Source organism: Bacillus sp. FSL R5-0603, assembly GCF_038050295.1.
Taxonomy (GTDB): Bacteria; Bacillota; Bacilli; order Bacillales; family Bacillaceae; genus Bacillus; species Bacillus subtilis.
The window spans coordinates 2,260,178-2,283,460 of the sequence record NZ_JBBOYP010000001.1; the positions used below are offsets into that span (position 1 = coordinate 2,260,178).

Consider the following 23,283-nt stretch of genomic DNA (forward strand, 5'->3'; position numbering starts at 1 on the left):
CTCACGGTTTAATTTTACCGTAGGTTCCTCCTCCTCCGGCTTTCAATTCCAGTTTTCCGGATCTCGCTTTTACGATAAGCGCCGCGGTTTTCGGCGGGACAACGCGAGCCAAATCTTCTTCTGCAGCCTCATGAAGAACAGCCATTTCTGTTCCGAAGGCTTTTTTTAGTTTGTCCAGCGTTTTCGGGCCTACACCCGGAACAAATTGCAGCGGGATCTGATGTACATATCGCGGACGCGGGACGCGAACTTCAAGCTGATCACTCAATTCACGCAATCTTTCGCTGACTCCCTTGGTAAATCTGGCATTTCCGCAATTCACGCACGCTGTTTCCCCGCTTACAGCAGGCTCTCCGCACGCTTCGCAAGCAGTCTGATAATATTTCCCCAATAACGGGTCCAAGCCATAATTTGCGATAATTTTCCTGTCATCTTGTCCCTTTAATGCAAGAGCAAATTCAGTAAAATCAGCTGACTGCACATATAGTTCATTATATTCTCTGCCGATTTTCCCCAACGAATGCGCATCAGAATTTGTTAAAAAAGGATACGGATTCAATTCAGATACCTGTGATGCCATGTCTGTATCACAGCTTAATCCAAGCTCCACCGCGTCTATCATAGATGGATCCAAAACCTCAGTTAAGCTTGATTTAACCCCTTTTCCATATAAGCTTTTATGCGGCGTAAAGATATGGGCGGGGATAAACAAGCCGCCCATATCCTGCACTTTTTTTTGCAGGTTTAAGCCCGTTTCATAAATCCGCTGCGAGCTTAAATGAATATTTTTCAGCCGGGCTGACAGCCAGTTTGAAAACTGTTTCATATCAGCCAGCGTCGGCATAAATACGAGCACATGGATTGGTCCGCTACAGGCTTCATCATAAATCTCCAGCTCGCTCCCCAATAAAAGAGTCGTGCTGCGATAACGGATTCCTCCCCCGTCAAGCTCGCGATATTTTCCAGATGAAATGCCTTCCTCAAGCTCGAGAATGACTTCCGGAGAATGACAGTCGATAATGCCGAGGAGTTCAATTCCTTTATGTTCACTGGCTTCAACCAAAATTCTGTCCAGCGTTAATGTTTTGGCGCCTGTTATTTTGACAGCCCTTCCTGTAAAGGTCCGGCCGATATGAATGTGCAAATCCGCGTAAATCTTTTTCATTTTTGTGCTTGGAGCGCTTCTTTCAGTTGAAGATACTGAATCGCGTAGGCTGTTTTAGCATCATATACTTCACGCGATTCAACCAGCTTTAGCGCATCTTCAAGCGTCACCTCCATCACTTCAACAAACTCGTCCTCATCAAGCTCCCGTTTTTCTTCAAGCACAGAAAGCTCCTCAGCAAGAAAAACGTGAACGATCTCATCTGCAAATCCGGGTGATGTATAAAACGCAGTTATTTTTGTCAGTTTTTTTGCTGTATAACCGGTTTCCTCTTCAAGTTCCCGAAGTGCCGTATACTCCGGCTCCTCACCTTTTTCAAGCTTACCGGCCGGAATTTCAACGATCGTCCGCTCAAGCGGCTTACGGAATTGTTTGACCATGATGATTTTCCCTTCATCTGTGACGGCTAGTACCGCTACAGCTCCAGGGTGTTTCACAATTTCACGTTTACTCGTTTTGCCGTTTGGCAGCTCTACATCCTCGACAAATAGATCAATAACTTTACCTGAAAAGATCTGTTCTTTGGCAATTGTTTTTTCTTCTAATGATTTCATTTCTTCATCTCCCGTTCTGTCTCTATATGATGCCCCATACATTTTATCATACTAGAGAAAAGGAGGCCTTTTCGTGAAAGTGTACCGCATGCCAAAAGGTGTTGTCTTAGTCGGAAAAGCATGGGAAATTCGGACAAAGTTAAAAGAGTATGGACACACATTTCAATATGTAAAAGAATGGGTCTCAAAGCCGTAAAAGTTGAAACTTTGGCTCCTTTATATTACGGTCAATACAAAGCCTAAAAAAGGAGTGTGCACATGAGAAAGCGCAAACTGGGTACATCTGATTTAGACATTAGTGAAGTCGGACTCGGCTGTATGTCTCTTGGAACTGAAAAAAACAAAGCATTGTCCATTTTGGATGAAGCGATCGAGCTCGGCATCAACTATTTGGACACAGCGGATTTGTATGACCGGGGACGCAACGAAGAAATTGTCGGTGATGCGATCCAAAACAGACGTCAGGATATTATTCTGGCAACAAAAGCGGGAAACCGTTGGGATGACGGAAGCGAGGGCTGGTATTGGGACCCTTCAAAAGCTTACATAAAAGAGGCGGTAAAAAAGAGCCTTACACGTCTGAAAACAGATTATATCGACCTTTATCAGCTTCACGGCGGCACGATAGAGGACAACATTGATGAAACGATTGAAGCGTTTGAGGAATTAAAACAAGAAGGTGTCATCCGCTACTACGGCATTTCTTCCATCCGCCCGAATGTGATTAAAGAATATGTAAAAAAATCAAACATCGTCAGCATTATGATGCAATTCAGCCTGTTTGACAGACGCCCTGAGGAATGGCTCCCGCTTTTAGAGGAACATCAAATCAGCGTAGTCGCCAGAGGTCCTGTTGCCAAAGGGCTCTTAACTGAAAAACCGCTTGATCAAGCTTCAGACAGCATGAAACAAAACGGGTACTTGTCCTATTCATTCGAGGAACTGACAAATGCCCGCAAGGCAATGGAGGAAGTGGCTCCCGATCTTTCCATGACAGAAAAGTCGCTGCAGTATCTGCTAGCACAGCCGGCTGTCGCTTCAGTGATTACAGGCGCCAGTAAGATTGAGCAGTTACGGGAAAATATTCAGGCAGCAAATGTACGGCGTTTAACCGAAGAGGAAATCAAAGCGCTCCAATCTCATACGAAACAAGACATTTACAAAGCTCATCGCTCATAGCAGAAAAACCAGCACCTGTACGGGTGCTGGTTTATTTATATTGATGCCAATCCATTTGGCTTTCATTTAGGAGTTCTTCAAAACTCTTATTTTTTTCGTTCTCTTTTTTCTTTCTGATCTGTTCTGCTTTTTCTCTTTCCTGCCTCTTTTCATCCTCTTCCTTCAATTGGCTCTTCATCTCCATAAGCTTTGCTTTGATATCGGATTGAAGGCCGTCTTTTAGCTGGTGTTTGTCAGCGGATTTTTGTTTTTTCATTCAGACTTCCCCCATGTTTTGTTTGAAGACAGTTTATCACGGAGCATATACACTGAACAAGCAGACTCTCTTCTGATTACTTTCTCAGCGAAGCAGTGTTTAGGTATAATGATTTTAAACACGAATTACCTATATTTAGTTGAAAGGTGCTGTGACTTGTTGAAGAAAATCTTTTTGGCCATTGGCGCTCTCGTAACAGCTGTCATCGCAATCGGAATTGTTTTTTCGAATATGATTCTATTCATCAAGAGAAAAACGGATGAGGACATTATCAAAAGAGAGACAGACGACGGACATGATGTGTTTGAATCATTTGAACAAATGGAGAAAAACGCTTTTGTGATACCCTCCGCTTACGGGTACGACATAAAAGGATACCATGTCGCACCGCATGACACACCAAATACCATCATCATCTGCCACGGGGTGACGATGAATGTACTGAATTCTCTTAAGTATATGCATTTATTTCTTGGTCTCGGCTGGAATGTGCTCATTTATGACCATCGCCGGCATGGCCAAAGCGGCGGAAAGACGACCAGCTACGGGTTTTACGAAAAGGATGATCTCAATAAGGTTGTCAGCTGGCTCAAAAACAAAACAAATCATCGCGGATTGATCGGAATTCACGGTGAGTCGATGGGAGCTGTGACCGCCCTGCTTTATGCTGGTGCACACTGCAGCGATGGCGCTGATTTTTATATTGCCGATTGTCCGTTCGCATGTTTTGATGAACAGCTTGCCTACCGGCTTAGAGCGGAATACAGGCTCCCGTCTTGGCCCCTGCTTCCTATCGCCGACTTCTTTTTGAAGCTGAGAGGCGGCTATCGCGCACGTGAAGTATCTCCGCTTGCTGTCATTGATAAAATCGAAAAGCCGGTCCTCTTTATTCATAGTAAGGATGATGACTACATTCCTGTTTCTTCAACCGAGCGGCTTTATGAAAAGAAACGCGGGCCGAAAGCGCTGTACATTGCCGAGAACGGTGAACACGCCATGTCATATACCAAAAATCGGGATACGTACCGAAAAACAGTGCAGGAGTTTTTAGACAACATGAATGATTCAACAGAATAAAAAAGCGAAAGGCCTCTTCGGCTCTTTCGCTTTTTTATGTTACAGAACGTCGGTAATGCCATCCATATTTTCTCTGATCCATTCAATCGCAAGATCTATCGTTGTAAACTCCTGCGTCTCGAAGGTCATTTCATCCTGCAATAGCCAGACATCTTTCTTGATGGACTCTGCTCCTCCAATTGACCAGTGAAGCAAGGTATAGGGATGGTTTTGATTCAGGAAGGATACCCACGTTTTATTTTGTGCTGTGTTCTTCATTGCCTTCAGCTTTTGTTCCACGTTTCGCGTCTCCTACTTTACTAATATGCTCATTCTGGGGCTGAGCATTTCAGCCGGGCTTTTCAGTGCCAATGTTTTGGCTTTTTCATTGTAATCGATCGTCATTTGATCGTCAAAAAACACTTTTTGCGACGATTGGATATACAGCGGAATGCCGTTCGTTTCCAGCTGCTCGCACTGTCCCGTTAATTCTTCTGCCAGCCAGATTGTCGGGACACCGCTTACCGCGCAGCCGCATCCTTCTGCATCGTAACGAAGCTGGGCTTTTTTCCCCGGGTTGGCGTCAAACGCCTGCTGCAGTGCCTGTTTTGCTGCATCTGTCACATGTATGTTCATAAGGTGAAACCCCCGTTTTCATCATTTTTGCTATTGTAGCATACAACACTGCCATTCGCATTGTTTCTGCCTTTTTTCCACCGCTTCGCATTTTCTTCTGCAGTCTTGATCCACTCATCTTTCCCTTGTATGTACTGATTGATGCTGTCAGGATGCTGGGCCGCCAGCCGTTTTTTGAGAACGGCGTATTCTTTCGCTATGTTTGGATGAGCTCTGAGATAATCTCTGAATAACAGATGCCTTTCAATAGCAGGGTTTCCCTGTTCGTACATATGGACATGATGAGTGCGTTTATTTCCGCCCTTTTGGAAATAACGCCTGCCCGCTATGCCGTTCTCACCTTTTGGTGTATAGCCGTTAGCCTTCATTTGTTCATCAAATTGGCTCACGGCTTCAATGCTTCTGACTTCAATTAACATATCAATGATTGGCTTCGCTGCCATATTCGGTATCGATGTGCTTCCGATGTGATGAACAGCGATAATCTCCGGCCCGAACACAAGTTTCAGCCGTTCTTTTTCTTCATCGAAACATTCTGCCCATTTTTCGTTGTAGAGAATGACCTCAACTTTTCTTTTCGGATACAAATGAAAGACCGACAGCAATAGACCCTGCGCTGCTTTGACGGTTTCTGCCTTTTGGAATCCAGCCTGTGTATAGAGTGACACGGCCGGGGTATTGTTCTCAGCTGTGACTACTTCGATTTTCTCAGCGTCTTCATTATGATCAATGACAAATTGCAGAAGTGCTCGTCCAATTCCTTTTCTGAAACCGTCAGGATGCACAACAAGCCTGCAAATGGTGAGATGATGCATATTTTTCTCATATGAAATGACACCGATCAGCTTGCCGTTTTTCCGATATCCCGCAAACCGTTCATGGGATGCTTGAATATCCTTCACCTTCTCTTGTAAAGCGGGAATACCGTCAAAACCGATAATCTCTGTTTCCTTTATGTAGGCGGGGATCTGTACGGCTAAAATCTCACGCGCTATCGTGTCTTCCTTATGCTGGAGAAATTCAATCATTCGTGTTCCTCCTGAAACAGCCGCTGTCTGTCGACTTTTGCGACGCGGACTGCATACGACTCGTACCAAACGCTTTTTCCTTTTTCTTTTGCTGCTTGATGTTCAGTGTGATGCCTCCAATGGTTAATTGCGTCCATACTGTCCCAATAGGAAACTGTGATGCCCCTTCCATCCGCTTCACGTACGCTTTCCACGCCTAAAAATCCAGGCTGATCCGCCGCAAGCGATACCATCCGCTCCGCTGTTTCTCCATATCCTGTGTCATTTTCGCTTTTGACAGAAGAAAAAATGACTGCATAGTAAGGAGGCTCAGGTGTTTTTGATAAAAAATCCATCATATTTCCCCCTCATATGTTTTTGACAAACAGTACCCTGTCTTGGCCCGGGCCATCATAGTTTGCAAACACTGAGATGCCATTTACCGTTTTGGTGCCCTTTTCAATATCAAACCCCAATTTTGTGTGATATGCGATTGATACCTTATTCACAGGTGAAGTGACACACTTTACCCGGGTGCAGCCTCTTTGTTTTACTGTTTCGATAAATACATCATACAATTGTTTCCCAATTTGCATTTTTCTGAAATCTGGATGCACACCGGAAAAATGAATGTACGCCGTTTCAGGATCCGATTGCGATTGAAATCCGATTAAAAATCCCGTCATGCTGTTATGTTCGGATGTAATAAAGCTTGTGTCCTGAAAATGCTCAAAAAATAGTCTCGGCAATTTTTCTTTCAGCTGTCTGCCGCCCCACCATTCATTCAGTACAGACGTTACCATTTCATAATCTGAAGACGTGATTGTTCGAATATCCATTACGATTTGATCTCCCTCCGTCTGGCAAAACGAATGTCAGCTCTTTTTCTCACAATATAAAAATTATATTTTGCCTGGCTGGAATTGTAAATGCCTTCTTTCCTTTATCATACGTTTCCAGACTGCCGAGGGAACAATGTTTGATCATTTTACGCCTATTTCTCCCCCAAGCAGGAGGAGAGACTTTACAGCACAATATCAAGCACTTGATCAAGTCTCAGCTTATAAAGCTGATCCTCGTCTCCTTTTATCCATACTGCTTTTTCAAACTCTTCATACCGGCAGATCTTCCCGGTGCAGCGGACAATCTCACCGTCCTGAAAGCAGCTGACAGTGATATCCTGAGCGAACTCCATCGCGGCGCAAAGCGTTTGATTCATCTCTTCCAGCTTATCGGGGTCAAGGATCGGCTTTTGCAGCTTCTGTTTAAGCCGCTTTCTCTCCAGCAGGCTTTGCTTATGTTCCGGCAGAAACATCCTGCTCCCTTCCCACAGCAGGTTGCCCCTTTTTAAATGATCGTTCATTTATAATGCCCCCCTATTTTAGCCGCACGTTCAAATGCCTGGCCTGCCGCTGTCAGTGACGCCGCCCTGATGAGTGCTGTGTCGCCGAATCGATTTTTAATGCCGTCCATCACATAGCCTAGGCTCATTTTCTTTGCATAATCCTGAAATAAATTGAGCTGCCATATGTCATCAGATGAGAGCTGAGACAGATTGACACCGAGACGGCGGACAGGTTTCCCGTCCCAAAATGTAAGAAACAGCCGGCGTACAGCCTCATATACATCCTGCGTAGAATTAGTCGGCTCTGCCAGCTTCACTTGCCGGTTGAAGCCCGTCGGCCAATCAAAATCAGCACCCCGGCAGCTCACTGACACCGTCTGCCCCATGACTCCGGCGTTTCGGCTTCGCCTGCACACTTCTTCACTCAACTCAAGCAATACGACCTTGATTTCTTTGTCAAAGTGTTCGTAGTCTCTCGGGAGAGTCATTCCATGGCCTATCGCCTTTTGCCCGTCCAGAGACGAAGTTGACACAGGGGAATAGTCGATTCCGTTTGCCGTCATCCACAGCACGTGGCCGTTAATGCCCCATTTCTTTTTTAAAAGATCGAGCGGAAAAGCCGCGAGCCCGCCGATCGTGCTGATGCCCATTCGATTTAAATGATGCTTCATGCTGCTCCCGACGCCAAACATGCTGCCCACCGGGAGCGGCCACATTTCGGTTTTCATATTTTCTTTCGTTAAGGTAAAAATGCCGTTCCTATTCTTTTTGGCAAAATTGTCACACGCAATTTTGGCCAGCGCTTTGTTAGGGCCGATTCCCACCCGTGCATAAACGCCGATCTCCCGCATGATTCTGCCCTGAATGCTTTTCGCGATCTCCATCGGCGTCCCAAACAGCTTCTGGCTGCCTGTAATATCCATGAACTGTTCATCGATAGAATACGGCTCCACAAGGTCTGTATACTCCTCTAGAATGGCCGTAATTTGCAGTGATACATCAATATACCGTTGCATACGCGGCCGGAGCACAACAGCCTCAGGACACTTTTCCTGCGCCTCCCACAGCCGTGAAGAATTCACCACACCCTTTTGTTTCGCCAGCGGGCAGGCAGCCAATACGACTCCGCCCCTTTTTTCAGGGTCACCCGAAACAATGACGGGCTTATTTTTCAAATATGGATTTTCCGCTTTCTCTACAGATGCATAAAACGATTGCATGTCAACGAGAAAAATCACTTTTTCTTTCATCATACACACCTCTAAAAAGAACTTATGTTCGTTTTTCATTATATGCGAAAGTATGTTCGTTTTATACTGGTAAATGATTCTTGTCTGACAGAAAATATGATCCAAGGGTTTGAGAGAAGAAAAACATTTAGTAGAATAAAAGCGAAACATAAGGATAGGAGAGTCATGATGGAGAAATTTGTCGAAAAAATGCTGGGACAGGCATTGCGTCAATACGGCAGAAACGTTGCTATAGATCCGTTAAGCCCGCATGAAAAAAAAAGCCTGAAAGCGGCTCTACAAGAGAGACGGAATGAAGAACCGGATGAGGATTTGCATGCGCATATAGAAGATATCATTTATGACTATGTCACAAACCAAGGCCTGTTCTCTTAAACGCATGACTGTCAGTTCTTTCAGCCGCTGATGCGGCTTCCCTTTGAAAACACCGCCTGAAACAAATAAACAGTCTCATGCTTACAGAAAAAAGCAGAGTTTTCTCACGCTCCATAGATTCATATGGCCTGGCATAAAATTTCCCTCAATGCTCGCGCAAAACGGAATAAGCTGTCCATGATCACGCGTATACACTTTTTTGAAGAGATGTGCTCTCTTGTTCTGTCATGCGGTCCATCGGTTTTCAGCTTACATCTTGATCTCATAGCCGGTTTCACTGCCGATATGATCTACGTCCTGGCGGCTTAAACTAACACACTCTCACTGACCAATCGCTTTGCTTTTCATCGGACATCCCGTCATTTTCCTTCTCCAATTTCAAGATGTAAACTCCGTCAGCCACACGCATCCTCAACGCATAGTATATTGCCATCCATACAATCAGGCATACTACATGTCAAAAACGAAATATTTTGAATGATCTATTGGAGAAGGAAATTTTTTCATATATGATAGAGAAAGATCTTACATACAGGAGAGACTATAATTCATGAAGAAATGGAAAGATATCCACCCGATCAGCTGGACAATTATAATCGGAACCATTTTCGGCAGAATGGCAACATCGATGAGCATTCCTTTTTTAGCGATTTATTTGACAGCCGTCCAAGGCGCATCAGCTTCCTATGCAGGACTGGTCATTGCCGCGAGCTCATCAGTCGGCATCCTCGCAAGCTTTTACGGCGGATATATCTCAGATAAATTCGGCAGAAAAAACATGATGCTTGTATCGATTTTCGGATGGATGCTGGTATTTGCAGGCTTTGCGGCGGCATCTCATCTCTGGGTGTTTTTTGTAGTCAACGCATTAAACGGTCTTTGCAAATCACTGTTTGAGCCCGCTTCAAAGGCCTTGCTGTCTGATATGACAGAAGAAAAAACGAGACTGCTAGTTTTTAATTTACGCTATGCAGCTATTAATATCGGCGTTGTCTTCGGACCTGTGCTTGGCCTATATTTCGGCTCATCGCAATCGACTACGCCCTTTTTGGTGCCTGCAGTCATTTACGGACTATACGGAATTGTGCTTGCCCTCCAGTTTAAAAAACATCCATCCTTATCAGCACCAGCCCAATCCCGAAATATGAGCGTGCGGGAAGCGTTTATGGTCACGCAAAAGGATTATCTTTTTACCATTGCTTTGGTCGGCATTACGCTATGCACCTTCGGCTACTCACAATTGAGTTCCACATTCCCTCAGTATATGGCGCAGAGCCCCTTGATCGGCAATGGAACGAAGCTGTATGGGCTGATGCTGACATTAAACGCAATCGTTGTGTTGGCGACGCAATTTCCCATTGTCCATTTTGCAAAACGGTTTTCGCCGCTTTGTTCTCTTATGCTCGGTAATGTGATGGTTAGTATCAGCATGGCCATTTTCACCGTATCGCACGGTGTTCCATCAATTGTGATGATTGTCATCACATTTACAATCGGCGAAGTTCTTTTGTTCTCTATGATGGATTTGTATGTAGACCAGATTGCAAAACCAGGATTAAAAGGCACTTATTTCGGGGCAATCGGTTTTTCACAGCTCGGAAACGTCATCGGCCCTTGGGTCGGGGGGATATGTATAGACCTGTTTGGCGCTGGCCGGCCGATTTATATTTTTTCTGTCCTGAGCGGCATTACCCTGCTCGGCCTGCCATTTTTAGCGTTCGCCTATCGGCAAATGAAAACAGAGACCACAAAACACCGTTCCCGTCTGGAAAAGCCGCTTTAAATAAAAACGGAAGAGAATGAATCTCTCCCGCAAACATGAGGTGAAGAACATGAATATAGGTGATGTGATGTTTCAGCTGTTTGTATTTATTATATTTGCCGCTGTCATCTTTGCGGCTGTTACAGGCTTCAAGTATGCGAAAAACCGAAAGGCGCAGCTGGATCGCATTGAGAAAAAGCTGAACAGCCTGTCCGAAGATCACGATTAACAGCTTGGGGCAACGAGCTCTACCTTAATCCGGTCTGGATCCTCACAAAAGACTGCATAATGCCCGTCTCCTCCGGCAAAAGGATGCCTGTCTCGGTACAACACACGATAACCTTTTGCCGTCAATTTTTCAGTCATCTGATCGACTTGAAGCTTGGATTCAGCATGAAATGCGAGATGGTTCAGACCGACTCGGCATCTATGGTATTTCGGCTCTAGAAATGGCTCTTTCGCCTGCACAATCACTAGGTAAAAACGATCTTTCTTCCAGCTGATGCCTGAGCTCCATTTTTGATACTCTTTATAGCCAAGTTCTTTTAAGAACCAGCCCCAAAACCGCCTAGACGCCTCCAAATCAGAGACATACAGTTCAATATGATGCACAATTTCATACCCTCCTTACCAGCACTTCCTCGACCTTATGCCCGTCTCCCTTACGCAAAATGAGATCTGACCTGAATTTAGTCGGCAAAATATTTTCATATAAATTCGGCCGGTTGACACTCTCCCAAATCGAGGCTGCCATCTCGTCAGCCTCCTGATCGGACAAGTCTTTAAATTTATGAAAATATGAATCAGGATTTTGAAAAGCAGTTTCCCGAAGCAGGCGAAAACGCTCTAAATACCAAGTGAAAATCCGGCTTTCCTCCGCATCCACATAAATCGAAAAATCAAAGAAATCGGAAACAAAAATACGCGGGTTTTCCCGGTCATCCTCCAAGGTGGGCGACTGAAGAACATTAATGCCTTCAATAATCACAATATCCGCCTGTTCTACAACCTCGAACACACCTTCCTCGCGGTCATAGGTTAGATGGGAATACACCGGGGCCTTTACGCTGTCCTTTCCTGATTTTAAGTCATTCAAAAATTCGAGCAGCGCCTTTACATCATAGCTTTCAGGAAACCCTTTTCTAGACATCATATTTTTCTTTTTCAGCTCGGCAGTAGGAAATAAAAAACCATCTGTCGTGATAAGGCTCACTTTTGGACGGTCAGGCAAACGCGAAAGCAGCTTCTGCAAGATCCGCGCCGTCGTGCTTTTTCCGACTGCGACACTGCCGGCAATGCCGATAATAAACGGAATTTTGGCTGAATGTGGGTGCTTCAGAAAAACATTGACATGCTTATTGCGTTCAGCCGCAGACTTGACATGCAAATGAAGCAAGCGAACAAGCGGAATATAGATCGTTTCCACTTCTTCAACAGATAGATAATCATTCAATCCTTCCACAGCTTTTGCCTCTTCTTCAGATACAGCAATCGACAAATGCCCCCCAAAACCAGACCAAGACTCCCGATTGTGCTGTGTATATAAAGTATGTAAGTTAAGTTCTTTATTTTTCACTGTTTACACCTGACTCTCTGTAGGTTAAAACCCTTACAAAGATTGTAACGGAAAACCTTTTCACTGTCTGCTTATTTTTCATTTCGTTTTTTTAGCAAATCAGCACCGATTCGGTTATACGCAGCCATTTCTTCTTTTGGAACCATGCTTCCTCCCGTTCCCCAGACGACATGTACGGCATGTTCCATCTTATATTTCTGACCATAGCGCCTTCCCTCTTCTGTCGAAAAAAGCTGAACCGGCCCGAACATGCCGGCAAGAGCAGAGGGCTCTAAATATTTATCTTCAGATACAGCCAGCATATGAAGCAAAGTATAAAGCGTATTGTCCTCTACCGTATAACAGCCGCTCAGAAGCGGTTCAATCAGCTTGCCGACAAATCCTGACGGCCTCCCTACGGCAAGTCCGTCAGCAGCCGTCTGATTATCCAGGCCGATATCCTGGACGGAGACCTTCTCGTGAAGTCCTGAATAAAGCCCTAACAACATACAAGGTGAATGAGTTGGTTCTGCGAAAAACACATGAACATCATCTCCGTATAAAAGCTTCAGCCCAAATGCTACACCGCCCGGTCCTCCGCCGACTCCGCACGGCAGATACACAAACAAGGGCGTCTCAAGACTTGGCTTTATATTCATACAGTCAAGCTGTGTTTTTAATCGGCTTGCAGCCACAGCATATCCTAAGAACAGCTGACGAGAATGTTCATCATCAATAAAATAACAGAATGGATCTTGTTCCGCCTGCCGTCTCCCTTCGTTCACCGCTTCGCTGTAATCTGTTTCGTACTCCATAACAGTGACTCCCTTTTGGCGGAGGAGATCCTTTTTCCACTGCTTAGCATCGGCGGACATATGCACTGTCACGCGAAACCCGAGTGCCGCGCCGATGATGCCGATGCTTAAACCTAGATTTCCTGTCGAACCGACAGCAATCGAATAGCGGGAGAAAAACCCGGTAAACCGCTCTTCCTGTAAGATGCGGTAATCATCGGTTTCCCGAAGCATTCCTTCTTGAAGCGCGAGATTTTCAGCATGCTTTAACACTTCATAAATCCCGCCCCTCGCTTTAATCGATCCTGAAATCGGAAGCTCATGGTCACACTTTAAAAGCCATCTTCCCGGAAATGGCTGCTGATATGCCGCTTCCAGCTTTTCCTTCATATGCTGCACCTCAAAAAGCGGAGACTCGATGATTCCTTTAGCGCCTTTCGTCTCAGGAAACACCTCGGCAATGTAAGGTGCAAACCGCCGCATTCTTTTTTCCGCTTCCGCTATCTCGGTTGCCCACTCATCTGCACGGGGTAATGGCCCCTCTTTCTTGCCTGAATTTTCCCAGAATACAGGCTCTGCATCAATCAGTTTCTGAATAAACAGATCTTTAAGCAGAGCATGAAGGACTTCTGAATGAACTGACATTCAACAATCTCTCCCTTCCACTATCAAAAACTGCCTCGTTCGAATCAAGCCATTCCATAACAGGCAGTTCCATATTATTTTTTCATGAGCGCGCGTCCTGCCAGCTTTTCTACAAAAGCTGGAAACAGCTGATACAGCTTAGTGCCGGCATTCATTAAACGCGGAAGATTGATCTCCCGCTTTTTCGTAAAAATTGCAGCTGTAATTTGAGCAGCCACGTCATCAGGATCAAGCATCCAGCGGCCGACATTTTTGGCGTAGTCCCCGCCTTTATCAGCAATGGAAAAAAAGTCCGTCTGAATCGGTCCCGGGTTGACTGTCGTCACATAAATGCCGGTTCCCGAAAGCTCCATCCGCAAAGCGTTTGAGTAACCTAACACGGCATGTTTGGTCGCGGAATACAGGCTCGACTTCGGTGTTGCGATTTTCCCCGCTTGAGAGGCGATATTGATGATATGGCCCTTTTTTTGCTCAAGCATTTGCGGAAGCACCGCTTTTGTACAGGCGATCAGGCCGAAGACATTCACATCAAACATCGCTTTCATGTCATCCAATGTAGAGTCTAAAACCGTTTCAAATATACCGAAACCTGCATTGTTAATCAGTACATCAACCGAGCCGATCTGATCGCGGACCCGGGCGATATCCTCTAGGCGGCCCACATCCAGAGGAAAAATCTCACACTGTCCGCTCCATTCCTCGGTTATTTTCCTTTTGATTTCTATCAAACGATCCTCGCGTCTAGCCGACAGCAGGACATGGGCTCCTTCAGCCGCGCATAAGTATGCGATTCTTTCACCAAGCCCTCCTGAAGCGCCGGTTATCCAAATCCTTTTTCCCGCTATATGTTTCACCCATTTCACCTCTTCATTGTTTTAAAGTATGCGGTATTTCCTTCCCAATATGACGTGATGGCTTCTTCAGCCTCCAACACATCAAGGTGACCTGCCGTTTCTGACATCGTTAAAAACAATTCTTTTTCATATACAGCAGGAAAAAGCTGCTGACAGACCTGAAAAGCGGTCATCGGCTTTTCATCCAGCATGCGACGCACATCCTCCGTCCTGTTCCTCTGCTTGTCAAAACGCTTCTCAATCAGCGCTTGTACACTGGTGATAGGCTCGCCGTGACCAGGAAATACGATTGTTGGATCAAGTTGAGACAGCCTTCGCAATGACCGCTGATAATCCACTAAAGGCTTTGACCTGACGTCTCCCGCTTTCGGCGCTTCCAAAATCGGATTAGACGAGCTGTTTGCCAGCAGTAGATCGCCGCCAAGCATCCTTCCGCTTTTTTCATGGAACAGAACGATATGCGATTCAGCATGTCCAGGCATCTCCAACACAGACCAGCCCTCAAGCCCATCTATGCCCATACCTTCTCTGATTGATTTTGTCAGAGATCTCGTACAGGAAAATGCGTACGCTGATCGAATCAGCTTTTCCGCCTTCCCCGTATCAAATGGAACGCCTAATTCAGGCAGCAGCTTTTGAAAAAAACGTTTTTGCCAATCTATAAAGGCTTGATTTCGGCTGATATAAGGTTCGTTGAATGTATGCCCAATCACTTCGATTTCATCTGAAAAGACATCAAGCAAGCCTGCATGATCAGCATGATGGTGAGTCAGTACAACCTGCTCGATATCTGACATTTTCACATTTACAGCGGCAAGCTGCTCTTGTAGGGCTCTGGCAGCCTCTTTTGTATTCGGCCCGGCATCGATAAGTGTCAGTGCATCACCTTTTACGAGGTAAACGATAACATCGCCGACAGCAAACGGCGTCGGGACGCGGATCGCAATTACATCTTCAGTTGTCATCCTTTCGCTCCTTGTCTTCATTCATTATTCATATTTTAGCTTTTTCTCGGTCTTGTGTCATTATTGCAGAATGAGAACAAACCTTTTTGAAAAAGCTATTGACATTAGCTTATCCGCCATTGCATAATGAACAACAAACTAAAACGAGAACCATTGGAACGCTATGACGAGGAATAGTATACAAGGCAATGGCCTAAGAGAGCGATACCCCCGGCTGAAAGGTGTTGCGGCCCGCTTGTTTGTAGAACCTGCCCTCAAGTCGCGGTTAGGAAAACCTAAACGTTTCCCGCGTTACGGGATTTGAGCTGAGCACAATTTGTGCTAATGAGGGTGGTACCGCGAACCTTTTCGTCCTTTACGTGATGAAAAGGTTTTTTGTTGTTCTGATAGAAGGAGGATATCAATGAAAAAGATAGGATTTGTCGGCGCCGGGTCAATGGCAGAAGCAATGATCAACGGCATTTTGCAAAGCGGCATCACAAAACCAGAACATATCTATATTACAAATCGCTCAAATGACGAGCGTCTGATTGAATTAAAGGAAACGTACGGCGTGCGTCCATGCAGAGATAAAAATGAGTTTTTCACTCACACCGATATCATTATCCTCGCTTTCAAACCGAAAGACGCGGCGGAAAGCATCGACAGCATCCGGCCGTATATCAAGGACCAGCTTGTAATTTCAGTACTTGCAGGCCTTACCATCGAAACCATTCAGCATTATTTTGGCAGAAAGCTCCCGGTCATTCGCGTCATGCCGAATACATCAGCAGCAATCAGAAAATCAGCAACCGGATTTTCCGTAAGCGCTGAAGCAAGCCAGAATGATATTAGTGCCGCAAAAGCTCTATTGGAAACAATCGGTGATGCAACACTGGTTGAGGAGCGACATCTTGACGCTGTCACTGCAATCGCAGGCAGCGGCCCGGCCTATGTGTATCGTTATATTGAGGCGATGGAAAAAGCGGCACAAAAAGTAGGATTAGATAAAGAAACGGCAAAAGCACTCATTTTGCAGACAATGGCAGGGGCAACAGATATGCTCCTTCAAAGCGGCAAACAGCCGGAAAAGCTGCGTAAAGAAATCACCAGTCCTGGGGGCACTACAGAGGCAGGTCTTCGCGCTTTACAGGACGCCCGCTTTGAAGAAGCAATTATTCACTGTATTGAAGAAACAGCTAAACGGAGCGCAGAAATTAAAGAACAGTTTGCCGGTGCCGCCTTAGAGAGACATTCTTAGATGTAAGACAAAAGCAGAAGGCACAGTGCCTTCTGTTTTTTATTTTTCCCGCAGCAGCTGGCCGGCAGATTCTGATTGCTTTAATAGCACGGAGATCGTAAATGAAAGCAAATCGGGAAGCACTTCAAAGGAATAAGGCATATACAATCTTTCCGTCCATTTATGCGGGTCTTTACCAGCCGGACCGACATTTAAAACCGGGACATATAAAGCCTGATTTTTACCGCTTGGCAATGAATATCCTCTGTTAAAGAGCGGCATATTGCTTGTGTATGCATCAACCTCCTGCTTTTCCAGCTGAAGATAACTCAAGTCCGAAAGTCCGGGGAAGTACTGAACCTCCCGTAATGCAATGCCGTATCGCTCAGCCGCATAATGCTTTAACTGATCTGCTGTATTTCTGATCAATTGATCATCCTTTGAAGAAACAGCTGGATAAAGCGGCGGACTATAAAATAGAACGATGAGCGGCGCATCCTCCTTACAAAGCGAAGCAAGCTCAGAAACAATTTTCGTCGAAAAATCCCTGTCTCCAAGCTCCCCCCTGTTAGCAAAGGCATAATTTAGAGCCCGCTCTGTTTCCGAGATCCCCGCACGCTTTTTTGCACGCGAGACCAGCTCATCAAATGTCAAAACAGTGACGTCCCGTTCAATGGGCTGAAATGGCTCAAATTGTTGAAAATCCTGTGTTTTCTTTCGAACGTTCGACATGATTTCCTCTGCCGCCTGTTCTGCTGTTTTCAGCAGCATCTGATGCAGCTCACTAGCTGAGCGTTTCATTGACAGCACATTAAATAATGTGACAGCTGTATGCGGTGTCTGGACTGAATATGCCTCTTTCAAGTCCTTTTGCATTAAGTTTACCGGCGGCGGAGTGACCTCGCAATCAACCTTTTCGCAATAATCAGCATTCAGTTCAAGCAAACGGTTAATCTCAGATACCATTAAATTCGCGTTTAGGCCTGAAAACGGCTCTCCAACATGTGTCTCAATCCCCTTGCAGAAAAAACCCGCAAGCACCTTGCCAATGCTTCCTGTATAAAAATATTGCTGCTGATCGCCGGGAAATTTTTCAAACATCGGTTCGGCATTCAGGCAAGCGGTTAATGTGATATCATGCTTTTTCTCCATTTCCTTCAATGCAGGAACCGCTTCAATCATGCCTCTTGAATTCACTTCCTCGTCCGGAACCGTTATCAACAGCAGATTGCCCTCAAAATGCCCGTTCATTGCCCTCTCCAGCATCGACAGTTGAACACAAAGCCCTGCTTTCATATCCATCGTCCCTCTTCCGAACAGCCAGTCTCCGCTTTCGGCATCTCTTCTCACACGTTCCGGGAGCAGCTCTTTTTTCTCTAAAAAGGAGCTCAAAAGCTCAGCAGGCTTGCAAGCCATATGTTTAAATTCGCCGTAATCTTCTATGTCAACGACATCAAAATGACTCAGCAGAAGCACTGTCTTTTTGACATTCTTCTTTTTGACTAGAGCCGTAAGAAAAGATCTGCCATCGTCCATCGGATGAAGTGTTACATCATCAGGGTGCTTTTGAAAATAGGGCTTGTCCTTCAAAATAAAATAAAGATACTCTGCAAGTGCTGCCTCGCCCTTCGAACCGGTGATGCTTTCGTATTGTACAAGAGAAGTTAAAAGTGCCAGCAATTCGTCCTTCGTCTGCCAATTCATTGATTCCGCCCCTCCTATGAATAAAAATGCTTCAATACTGAAAAATAAACTGATTTCTCGTCTATTATACAGAAATGTTTGACAAAACCGGTTCTTTTGAGCAGTTTATATGACGGGAATGAAACGACTTGATATAATCAATCTCTAAAAACCTTACGGGAGGCGAAAGAAATGGCCAGAAAATTATTTACACCTATTACAATTAAAGATATGACGTTAAAAAACCGCATTGTCATGTCGCCAATGTGCATGTATTCTTCTCATGAAAAGGACGGAAAATTAACACCGTTCCACATGGCACATTACATATCGCGCGCAATCGGCCAGGTCGGACTGATTATTGTAGAGGCGTCAGCGGTTAACCCTCAAGGACGAATCACTGACCAAGACTTAGGCATTTGGAGCGACGAGCATATTGAAGGCTTTGCCAAACTGACTGAGCAGGTCAAAGAACAAGGTTCAAAAATCGGCATTCAGCTTGCCCATGCCGGACGTAAAGCTGAGCTTGAAGGAGATATCTTCGCTCCATCGGCGATTGCGTTTGACGAACAATCAGCAACACCTGTAGAAATGTCAGCAGAAAAAGTAAAAGAAACAGTTCAGGAGTTCAAGCAAGCGGCTGCCCGCGCAAAAGAAGCCGGCTTTGATGTGATTGAAATTCATGCGGCGCACGGATATTTAATTCATGAATTTTTGTCTCCGCTTTCCAACCATCGCACAGATGAATACGGCGGCTCACCTGAAAACCGCTTTCGTTTCTTGAGAGAGATCATTGATGAAGTCAAACAAGTATGGGACGGTCCTTTATTTGTCCGTGTATCTGCTTCTGACTACACTGATAAAGGCTTAGACATTGCCGATCACATCGGTTTTGCAAAATGGATGAAGGAGCAGGGGGTTGACTTAATTGACTGCAGCTCAGGCGCCCTTGTTCACGCAGACATTAACGTATTCCCTGGCTATCAGGTCAGCTTCGCTGAGAAAATCCGTGAACAGGCGGACATGGCTACTGGTGCCGTCGGCATGATTACAGACGGTTCAATGGCTGAAGAAATTCTGCAAAACGGACGTGCCGACCTCATCTTTATCGGCAGAGAGCTTTTGCGAGATCCATTCTTTGCAAGAACTGCTGCGAAACAGCTCAATACAGAGATTCCGGCCCCTGTCCAATACGAAAGAGGCTGGTAATGCCCATAAGAGATATCCTGTAGAGGATATCTCTCAGCTTGTAGAGAAAACGATGTTTTTTCTACAAGCTTTTTTGTTTTGTAATGTTTCTTTAGATTTTCAGCTGATTTCAAAAACAGAAAAGAGCTCCCACATACCTAGCTCTGCTTGGCTAGGTATGTGGCAATCTTCTTCATGTTCTGGCATGCGGCTGTGAGGAGAACTTGTTCGCTCACATTCCGTTTTCCCCTCAACCTGCAATAGCGAAGCCCGTGCAGTTGTTTTGAATCTGCAAAGCTTCGCTCTATTTTTTCTTTTCTTTTTTTGTAGAGTTTTTTTCCTGAAACAGACAAGCGATTTTGCCTGATCTTTTCTTTGTGGTCTTCCCATACATGCCGGGTGATGACTTTCTGATGTTTTTTTGATTTTGTGCAGTTTTCAAGAAAAGGGCATGAGGAACATGTTTCAGGATTTGATTTATATGACCTGTAGCCTTTTCGGTTAGTTGTTGAGTATGTGAGTGTTTGCTGGTTCGGGCAAATGTACCTGTCTTTTTCAATGTCGTAATGAAATTTCCATTTTGGAAACAAGCCTCTAGTAGGGTGATATCTTCTGTAGGCAATGACGCCAAAAATATGACGGTCAGATAATCCTTTACAGATGGGAGTTGTTAAATATCCGGAATCAAGGGCGACAGCTTCTACTTGAAAACCAAATCGTGCGATTTGGTGATCTAATCGATCAAGATAAGGCACAGAATCATGGACATTTCCAGGTGTGACATAGGCATCGGTGATAATGTTGTATTTCATATCTGTTGTGCGGTGATCTAAATAGAAAAAACCTTCTGGTTTGTTTTCGCGATACAGATATCCACTTTCGGGATCAGTTGTACTGTGGCGGATCTCTTTTTCAGCTTTCACCTCCTCTTTGACTATTAGTGGCTTTTTTCCGTGTTCCTCTCGATCTTCTTTGATGGCTTCATTTAAATCTTTGATATAGTTTTGTGTATCCTGTTCAATCGTTTTTCTTGTGTATTTATGCTTGTTGGCATTGGCTTTAAGGTGAGTGGAATCGGTGAATAGGACACGTCCGCCCACCATGTCATGATTGATGGCCTGAAGAACGATCTCATCAAAAATATATTGGAAGATGGTTGTATCTTTAAAACGTGTGCGTCTGTTCCAGCTGATGGTGGAGTGGTGCGGAACTGGATCGTTTATGTTCAATCCCAGAAACCATCTGTACGCCATATTGTAGTAAATTTCTTTTTCGAGCTGTCTTTCTGAACGGATACCATAGAGGTATCCGATAAACATCATTTTGAATAAAATCAGCGGATCAAGTGAGGGGCGGCCTTTGTTTTCACTGTAATAAGGTTTAACCTTTTCAATGATAAAAGAGAAGTCTATGTATTTATTTTTCGAAGCAGATGATCTTCTTCGACAAGTTGGTCGAGAAGAACAAATTCGGCTGCGTTTTGAGAAGAATTTCTTGTATGGAACATGAGAAAGACACCGTCCTTTTGAAGTCTTTCTTTTATTTTATTACAGAAGAATGGATATTTTAAGGAAAAGTAAAGGCTGCCGAGATTTTCTCGACAGCCTGGAGGATATCTCTTTTTTTATTTTTAGAGAAACGATCGGCTAAGGTTCTCCGTCTCCCTAGTAGAACCAATTAGAGGAGATGACTCCAATGAAATCAGCTTGGATGGAAAAGACATATACAATTGACGGATGTGCGTTTCATACACAGCACCGGAAAGGATCAAGCGGTGTAACGATTGTCTTTGAGGCCGGCTATGGTACTTCTTCTGAGACGTGGAAACCATTAATGGCGGACATTGATGATGAATTTGGCATTTTCACATATGATCGGGCAGGCATAGGAAAAAGCGGGCAAAGCAGAGCTAAACGAACAGCTGATCAACAAGTGAAAGAATTGGAGAGTTTGCTTAAAGCAGCTGATGTAAAACCTCCTTATTTGGCTGTTTCACACTCATACGGAGCTGTCATCACCGGTTTATGGGCCTGCAAAAACAAGTATGATATTATCGGCATGGTCCTTCTTGACCCAGCTTTAGGCGATTGCGCCAGCTTTACCTTTATACCCGAAGAAATGCACAAATCACATACGAGAAAGATGATGCTTGAGGGCACACATGCAGAGTTTTCAAAAAGTCTGCAGGAGCTCAAAAAGCGGCAAGTCCACTTAGGAAACATGCCTCTTCTTGTGTTGTCATCAGGAGAACGGACTGAGTTATTCGCTGCTGAACAGGAGTGGCAAAACTTGCACAGCAGCATATTGTCTCTATCTAACCAAAGCGGCTGGATTCAAGCTAAAAACAGCTCCCACAACATCCATCATGATGAACCTCATATCGTTCACTTGGCTATTTATGACGTATGGTGCGCAGCGTGTCAGCAGGCCGCTCCTCTTTACCAGGCAGTCAATTAACGTAAAAAAAGACCGGGCCATAAGAGATTCCCGGTCTTTTATATTATTTTGTTTCACGGTGAAGGGTATATTTCTTTAAACGCGGTGAATATTTTTTCAGCTCCAAACGGTCTGGATTGGTGCGTTTATTTTTTGTTGTGATGTAATTTCGGTCTCCCGTTTCAGTGCAGGCTAAAGTAACATTTACTCTCATAATTAACATCTCCTTATAAAGCGTAATGATTACGTTTTATTATACAACGTTATCACAAATTGTCAAATAAGAGCTCCGCCTTCAGCCTCGCGGGACGTTTACCTCTAAGAAATCATATGCCGCCACGCTATTGGGGAAAACGTCAACCGCTTCTTTTTGAAGCTCCAAAGAAGCATCTCCCTGATATCTTGCGCTGATATGGGTTAAAATGAGCTGCTTCGCTCTTGCTTCTTTCGCTGTTACAGCCGCTTGTTCGGTTGTACTGTGATAATAATCATAAGCAAGTTTACGGTCTTCCTTAGCAAAGGTTGCTTCATGAACAAGCACATCACAATCCCTCGCAAGCTCTTTTAGTTTGTCACTTACTCTCGTATCACCGGAGAACACAACAGATCTTCCCTTTTTAGGAGGCTCCAGAAAATCATTCCCATTGATGATTCGTCCGTCTTCAAGCGTTACCGTTTCGCCTTTTTTGATTTTCTGATATACAGGTCCGGGCGGGATGTTCATTTCTTTTAATACATCAGCCTTCAAGGAACCCGGTACGTCTTTTTCCTGCACACGGTACCCGAAGGCTTCCACTCCATGAATAACAGATACCGCTGTGACAATAAACTGATCGTCCTCAAACACGATTCCTTCTTCAATTTCCTGGACCGCAAGCGGATATGTCAAATGGGTCTTCGTGACGGCAAGGCTTGTTTCAATAAACGCCTTGATCCCTTTAGGTCCGTACACTGTCAGCTCGTCCTCTCCGCCTTGAAAGGAACGGCTCCCCAGAAGCCCCGGAAGTCCGTATACATGATCGCCGTGCATGTGTGTAATAAAGATTTTCTCTATTTTACGAGGTTTAATCGTTGTATGTAAAATTTGATGCTGTGTGGCTTCCCCGCAGTCAAAAAGCCATACCGAACGCCTTTCTTCAAGCAATTTTAATGCCACCGACGTTACATTTCTCGCCTTGGCGGGAATGCCGGCTCCCGTCCCTAAAAAAAGTAATTCCACGTTTCCTTCCTCCTACTAGAACCAGATACCTACAAGAATACAGGATCAAGCTCAAAATGTGAATCTTGCCTCTGAAAAGAACAATCCTTTCGTGTTAGAAACATTTTTTCAGCATTCTGCTTAAAAAAGGGCTTAAATGT

26 protein-coding genes and 2 pseudogenes are annotated in these 23,283 nt (G+C 44.8%); 9 read left to right on the forward strand and 19 right to left on the reverse strand.

Annotated features, from left to right (window positions below; genetic code table 11):
- Nucleotide 1: 1 nt before the first annotated feature.
- Both NYE56_RS11435 and nudF read right to left on the reverse strand, forming a co-directional pair.
- Nucleotides 2–1,165, reverse strand: a complete 1,164-nt coding sequence (locus NYE56_RS11435; RefSeq protein ID WP_341283865.1) for a TIGR00375 family protein — start codon at nucleotides 1,163–1,165, stop codon at nucleotides 2–4.
- Nucleotides 1,162–1,719 carry an ADP-ribose pyrophosphatase gene (gene nudF, locus NYE56_RS11440; protein ID WP_341283866.1) on the reverse strand — a complete coding sequence of 186 codons (558 nt, stop codon included), beginning with the start codon at nucleotides 1,717–1,719 and terminating at the stop codon, nucleotides 1,162–1,164. Before nudF ends, NYE56_RS11435 begins: the two co-directional genes overlap by 4 nt.
- Nucleotides 1,720–1,792: 73 nt before the next feature.
- Between nudF and mciZ the strand changes: the two genes are divergently transcribed.
- A complete protein-coding gene (mciZ, locus tag NYE56_RS11445) occupies nucleotides 1,793–1,915 on the forward strand; it encodes a Z-ring formation inhibitor MciZ (RefSeq protein WP_341283867.1) in 123 nt (40 codons plus the stop codon).
- Between the two features lie 62 nt (nucleotides 1,916–1,977).
- A complete protein-coding gene (locus tag NYE56_RS11450; RefSeq protein WP_341283868.1) occupies nucleotides 1,978–2,898 on the forward strand; it encodes an aldo/keto reductase in 921 nt (306 codons plus the stop codon).
- 31 nt (nucleotides 2,899–2,929) lie between these two features.
- Here the strand turns inward: NYE56_RS11450 and NYE56_RS11455 are convergent, their stop codons facing one another.
- On the reverse strand, nucleotides 2,930–3,154 hold the full coding sequence (locus NYE56_RS11455) for a YqkE family protein (RefSeq protein ID WP_341283869.1): 225 nt from the start codon (nucleotides 3,152–3,154) through the stop codon (nucleotides 2,930–2,932).
- A 159-nt stretch (nucleotides 3,155–3,313) separates the two neighbouring features.
- On the opposite strand from NYE56_RS11455, the gene NYE56_RS11460 reads away from it, so the two are divergent.
- Nucleotides 3,314–4,231, forward strand: a complete 918-nt coding sequence (locus tag NYE56_RS11460) for an alpha/beta hydrolase (protein WP_341284395.1) — start codon at nucleotides 3,314–3,316, stop codon at nucleotides 4,229–4,231.
- Nucleotides 4,232–4,270: 39 nt separating this feature from the next.
- Here NYE56_RS11460 and NYE56_RS11465 read toward each other — a convergent pair whose 3' ends face one another.
- From NYE56_RS11465 to NYE56_RS11495, 7 genes and pseudogenes are all read right to left on the reverse strand, one after another.
- Nucleotides 4,271–4,510: a YqkC family protein gene (locus tag NYE56_RS11465; RefSeq protein WP_003230411.1), complete on the reverse strand. Its 240-nt coding sequence runs from the start codon at nucleotides 4,508–4,510 to the stop codon at nucleotides 4,271–4,273.
- Between the two features lie 12 nt (nucleotides 4,511–4,522).
- Entirely contained in the window at nucleotides 4,523–4,846 is a 324-nt protein-coding gene (locus NYE56_RS11470) for an iron-sulfur cluster biosynthesis family protein (protein WP_003226552.1), read from the reverse strand.
- Nucleotides 4,843–5,874 (reverse strand): bifunctional GNAT family N-acetyltransferase/GrpB family protein, encoded by a 1,032-nt coding sequence (locus NYE56_RS11475; RefSeq protein WP_341283870.1) that lies wholly within the window; start codon nucleotides 5,872–5,874, stop codon nucleotides 4,843–4,845. The genes NYE56_RS11470 and NYE56_RS11475 overlap by 4 nt, the downstream gene beginning before the upstream one ends.
- Nucleotides 5,867–6,212: pseudogene (locus tag NYE56_RS11480) on the reverse strand (antibiotic biosynthesis monooxygenase family protein). The gene NYE56_RS11475 and the pseudogene NYE56_RS11480 overlap by 8 nt, the downstream one beginning before the upstream one ends.
- Before the next feature lie 9 nt (nucleotides 6,213–6,221).
- Nucleotides 6,222–6,692 (reverse strand): GNAT family N-acetyltransferase, encoded by a 471-nt coding sequence (locus NYE56_RS11485; protein ID WP_004398668.1) that lies wholly within the window; start codon nucleotides 6,690–6,692, stop codon nucleotides 6,222–6,224.
- 185 nt (nucleotides 6,693–6,877) lie between these two features.
- Nucleotides 6,878–7,216 (reverse strand): YolD-like family protein, encoded by a 339-nt coding sequence (locus tag NYE56_RS11490; protein ID WP_003230403.1) that lies wholly within the window; start codon nucleotides 7,214–7,216, stop codon nucleotides 6,878–6,880.
- Complete coding sequence (locus tag NYE56_RS11495; RefSeq protein ID WP_341283871.1) at nucleotides 7,213–8,451, reverse strand: DNA polymerase IV; 1,239 nt, start codon at nucleotides 8,449–8,451, stop codon at nucleotides 7,213–7,215. Before NYE56_RS11495 ends, NYE56_RS11490 begins: the two co-directional genes overlap by 4 nt.
- A gap of 165 nt (nucleotides 8,452–8,616) precedes the next feature.
- On the opposite strand from NYE56_RS11495, the gene NYE56_RS11500 reads away from it, so the two are divergent.
- The 3 genes from NYE56_RS11500 (at nucleotide 8,617) to NYE56_RS11510 (ending at nucleotide 10,814) form a co-directional block, all read left to right on the forward strand.
- Complete coding sequence (locus tag NYE56_RS11500) at nucleotides 8,617–8,823, forward strand: YqzH family protein (RefSeq protein ID WP_268555596.1); 207 nt, start codon at nucleotides 8,617–8,619, stop codon at nucleotides 8,821–8,823.
- A gap of 550 nt (nucleotides 8,824–9,373) precedes the next feature.
- Entirely contained in the window at nucleotides 9,374–10,606 is a 1,233-nt protein-coding gene (locus tag NYE56_RS11505; RefSeq protein WP_268555480.1) for an MDR family MFS transporter, read from the forward strand.
- Between the two features lie 49 nt (nucleotides 10,607–10,655).
- A complete protein-coding gene (locus NYE56_RS11510) occupies nucleotides 10,656–10,814 on the forward strand; it encodes a hypothetical protein (protein ID WP_014477259.1) in 159 nt (52 codons plus the stop codon).
- On the opposite strand, the gene NYE56_RS11515 is transcribed toward NYE56_RS11510, so the two are convergent.
- The 5 genes from NYE56_RS11515 to NYE56_RS11535 form a co-directional block, all read right to left on the reverse strand.
- On the reverse strand, nucleotides 10,811–11,197 hold the full coding sequence (locus tag NYE56_RS11515) for a VOC family protein (RefSeq protein WP_085186446.1): 387 nt from the start codon (nucleotides 11,195–11,197) through the stop codon (nucleotides 10,811–10,813). The two genes, NYE56_RS11510 and NYE56_RS11515, sit on opposite strands and share 4 nt — an antisense overlap.
- Before the next feature lie 4 nt (nucleotides 11,198–11,201).
- Entirely contained in the window at nucleotides 11,202–12,161 is a 960-nt protein-coding gene (coaA, locus tag NYE56_RS11520; protein WP_003245966.1) for a type I pantothenate kinase, read from the reverse strand.
- 71 nt (nucleotides 12,162–12,232) lie between these two features.
- Nucleotides 12,233–13,579, reverse strand: a complete 1,347-nt coding sequence (gene dsdA / locus NYE56_RS11525; RefSeq protein ID WP_268555481.1) for a D-serine ammonia-lyase — start codon at nucleotides 13,577–13,579, stop codon at nucleotides 12,233–12,235.
- 74 nt (nucleotides 13,580–13,653) lie between these two features.
- A complete protein-coding gene (locus NYE56_RS11530) occupies nucleotides 13,654–14,433 on the reverse strand; it encodes an SDR family oxidoreductase (RefSeq protein ID WP_268555482.1) in 780 nt (259 codons plus the stop codon).
- A 5-nt stretch (nucleotides 14,434–14,438) separates the two neighbouring features.
- Nucleotides 14,439–15,398 (reverse strand): MBL fold metallo-hydrolase, encoded by a 960-nt coding sequence (locus tag NYE56_RS11535; RefSeq protein WP_341283872.1) that lies wholly within the window; start codon nucleotides 15,396–15,398, stop codon nucleotides 14,439–14,441.
- Between the two features lie 403 nt (nucleotides 15,399–15,801).
- On the opposite strand from NYE56_RS11535, the gene proC reads away from it, so the two are divergent.
- Entirely contained in the window at nucleotides 15,802–16,638 is an 837-nt protein-coding gene (gene proC / locus NYE56_RS11540; protein WP_268555485.1) for a pyrroline-5-carboxylate reductase, read from the forward strand.
- A gap of 39 nt (nucleotides 16,639–16,677) precedes the next feature.
- On the opposite strand, the gene NYE56_RS11545 is transcribed toward proC, so the two are convergent.
- Entirely contained in the window at nucleotides 16,678–18,321 is a 1,644-nt protein-coding gene (locus NYE56_RS11545; protein ID WP_268555486.1) for a M20/M25/M40 family metallo-hydrolase, read from the reverse strand.
- Nucleotides 18,322–18,492: 171 nt separating this feature from the next.
- On the opposite strand from NYE56_RS11545, the gene namA reads away from it, so the two are divergent.
- Nucleotides 18,493–19,509, forward strand: coding sequence for an NADPH dehydrogenase NamA (gene namA / locus NYE56_RS11550; RefSeq protein ID WP_341283873.1), 1,017 nt, complete (start codon nucleotides 18,493–18,495; stop codon nucleotides 19,507–19,509).
- Between the two features lie 137 nt (nucleotides 19,510–19,646).
- Here namA and NYE56_RS11555 read toward each other — a convergent pair.
- Nucleotides 19,647–20,995: pseudogene (locus NYE56_RS11555) on the reverse strand (IS1182 family transposase).
- Between the two features lie 188 nt (nucleotides 20,996–21,183).
- Between NYE56_RS11555 and NYE56_RS11560 the strand changes: the two are divergent.
- Nucleotides 21,184–21,945, forward strand: coding sequence for an alpha/beta fold hydrolase (locus NYE56_RS11560; protein ID WP_341283874.1), 762 nt, complete (start codon nucleotides 21,184–21,186; stop codon nucleotides 21,943–21,945).
- Nucleotides 21,946–21,988: 43 nt separating this feature from the next.
- Here NYE56_RS11560 and rpmG read toward each other — a convergent pair whose 3' ends face one another.
- Both rpmG and rnz read right to left on the reverse strand, forming a co-directional pair.
- The gene (rpmG, locus tag NYE56_RS11565) at nucleotides 21,989–22,138 is read right to left on the reverse strand and encodes a 50S ribosomal protein L33 (RefSeq protein WP_003226511.1); all 150 of its coding nucleotides are present in this window, start codon (nucleotides 22,136–22,138) and stop codon (nucleotides 21,989–21,991) included.
- A gap of 81 nt (nucleotides 22,139–22,219) precedes the next feature.
- A complete protein-coding gene (rnz, locus tag NYE56_RS11570) occupies nucleotides 22,220–23,143 on the reverse strand; it encodes a ribonuclease Z (RefSeq protein WP_014477267.1) in 924 nt (307 codons plus the stop codon).
- Nucleotides 23,144–23,283: the final 140 nt, after the last annotated feature.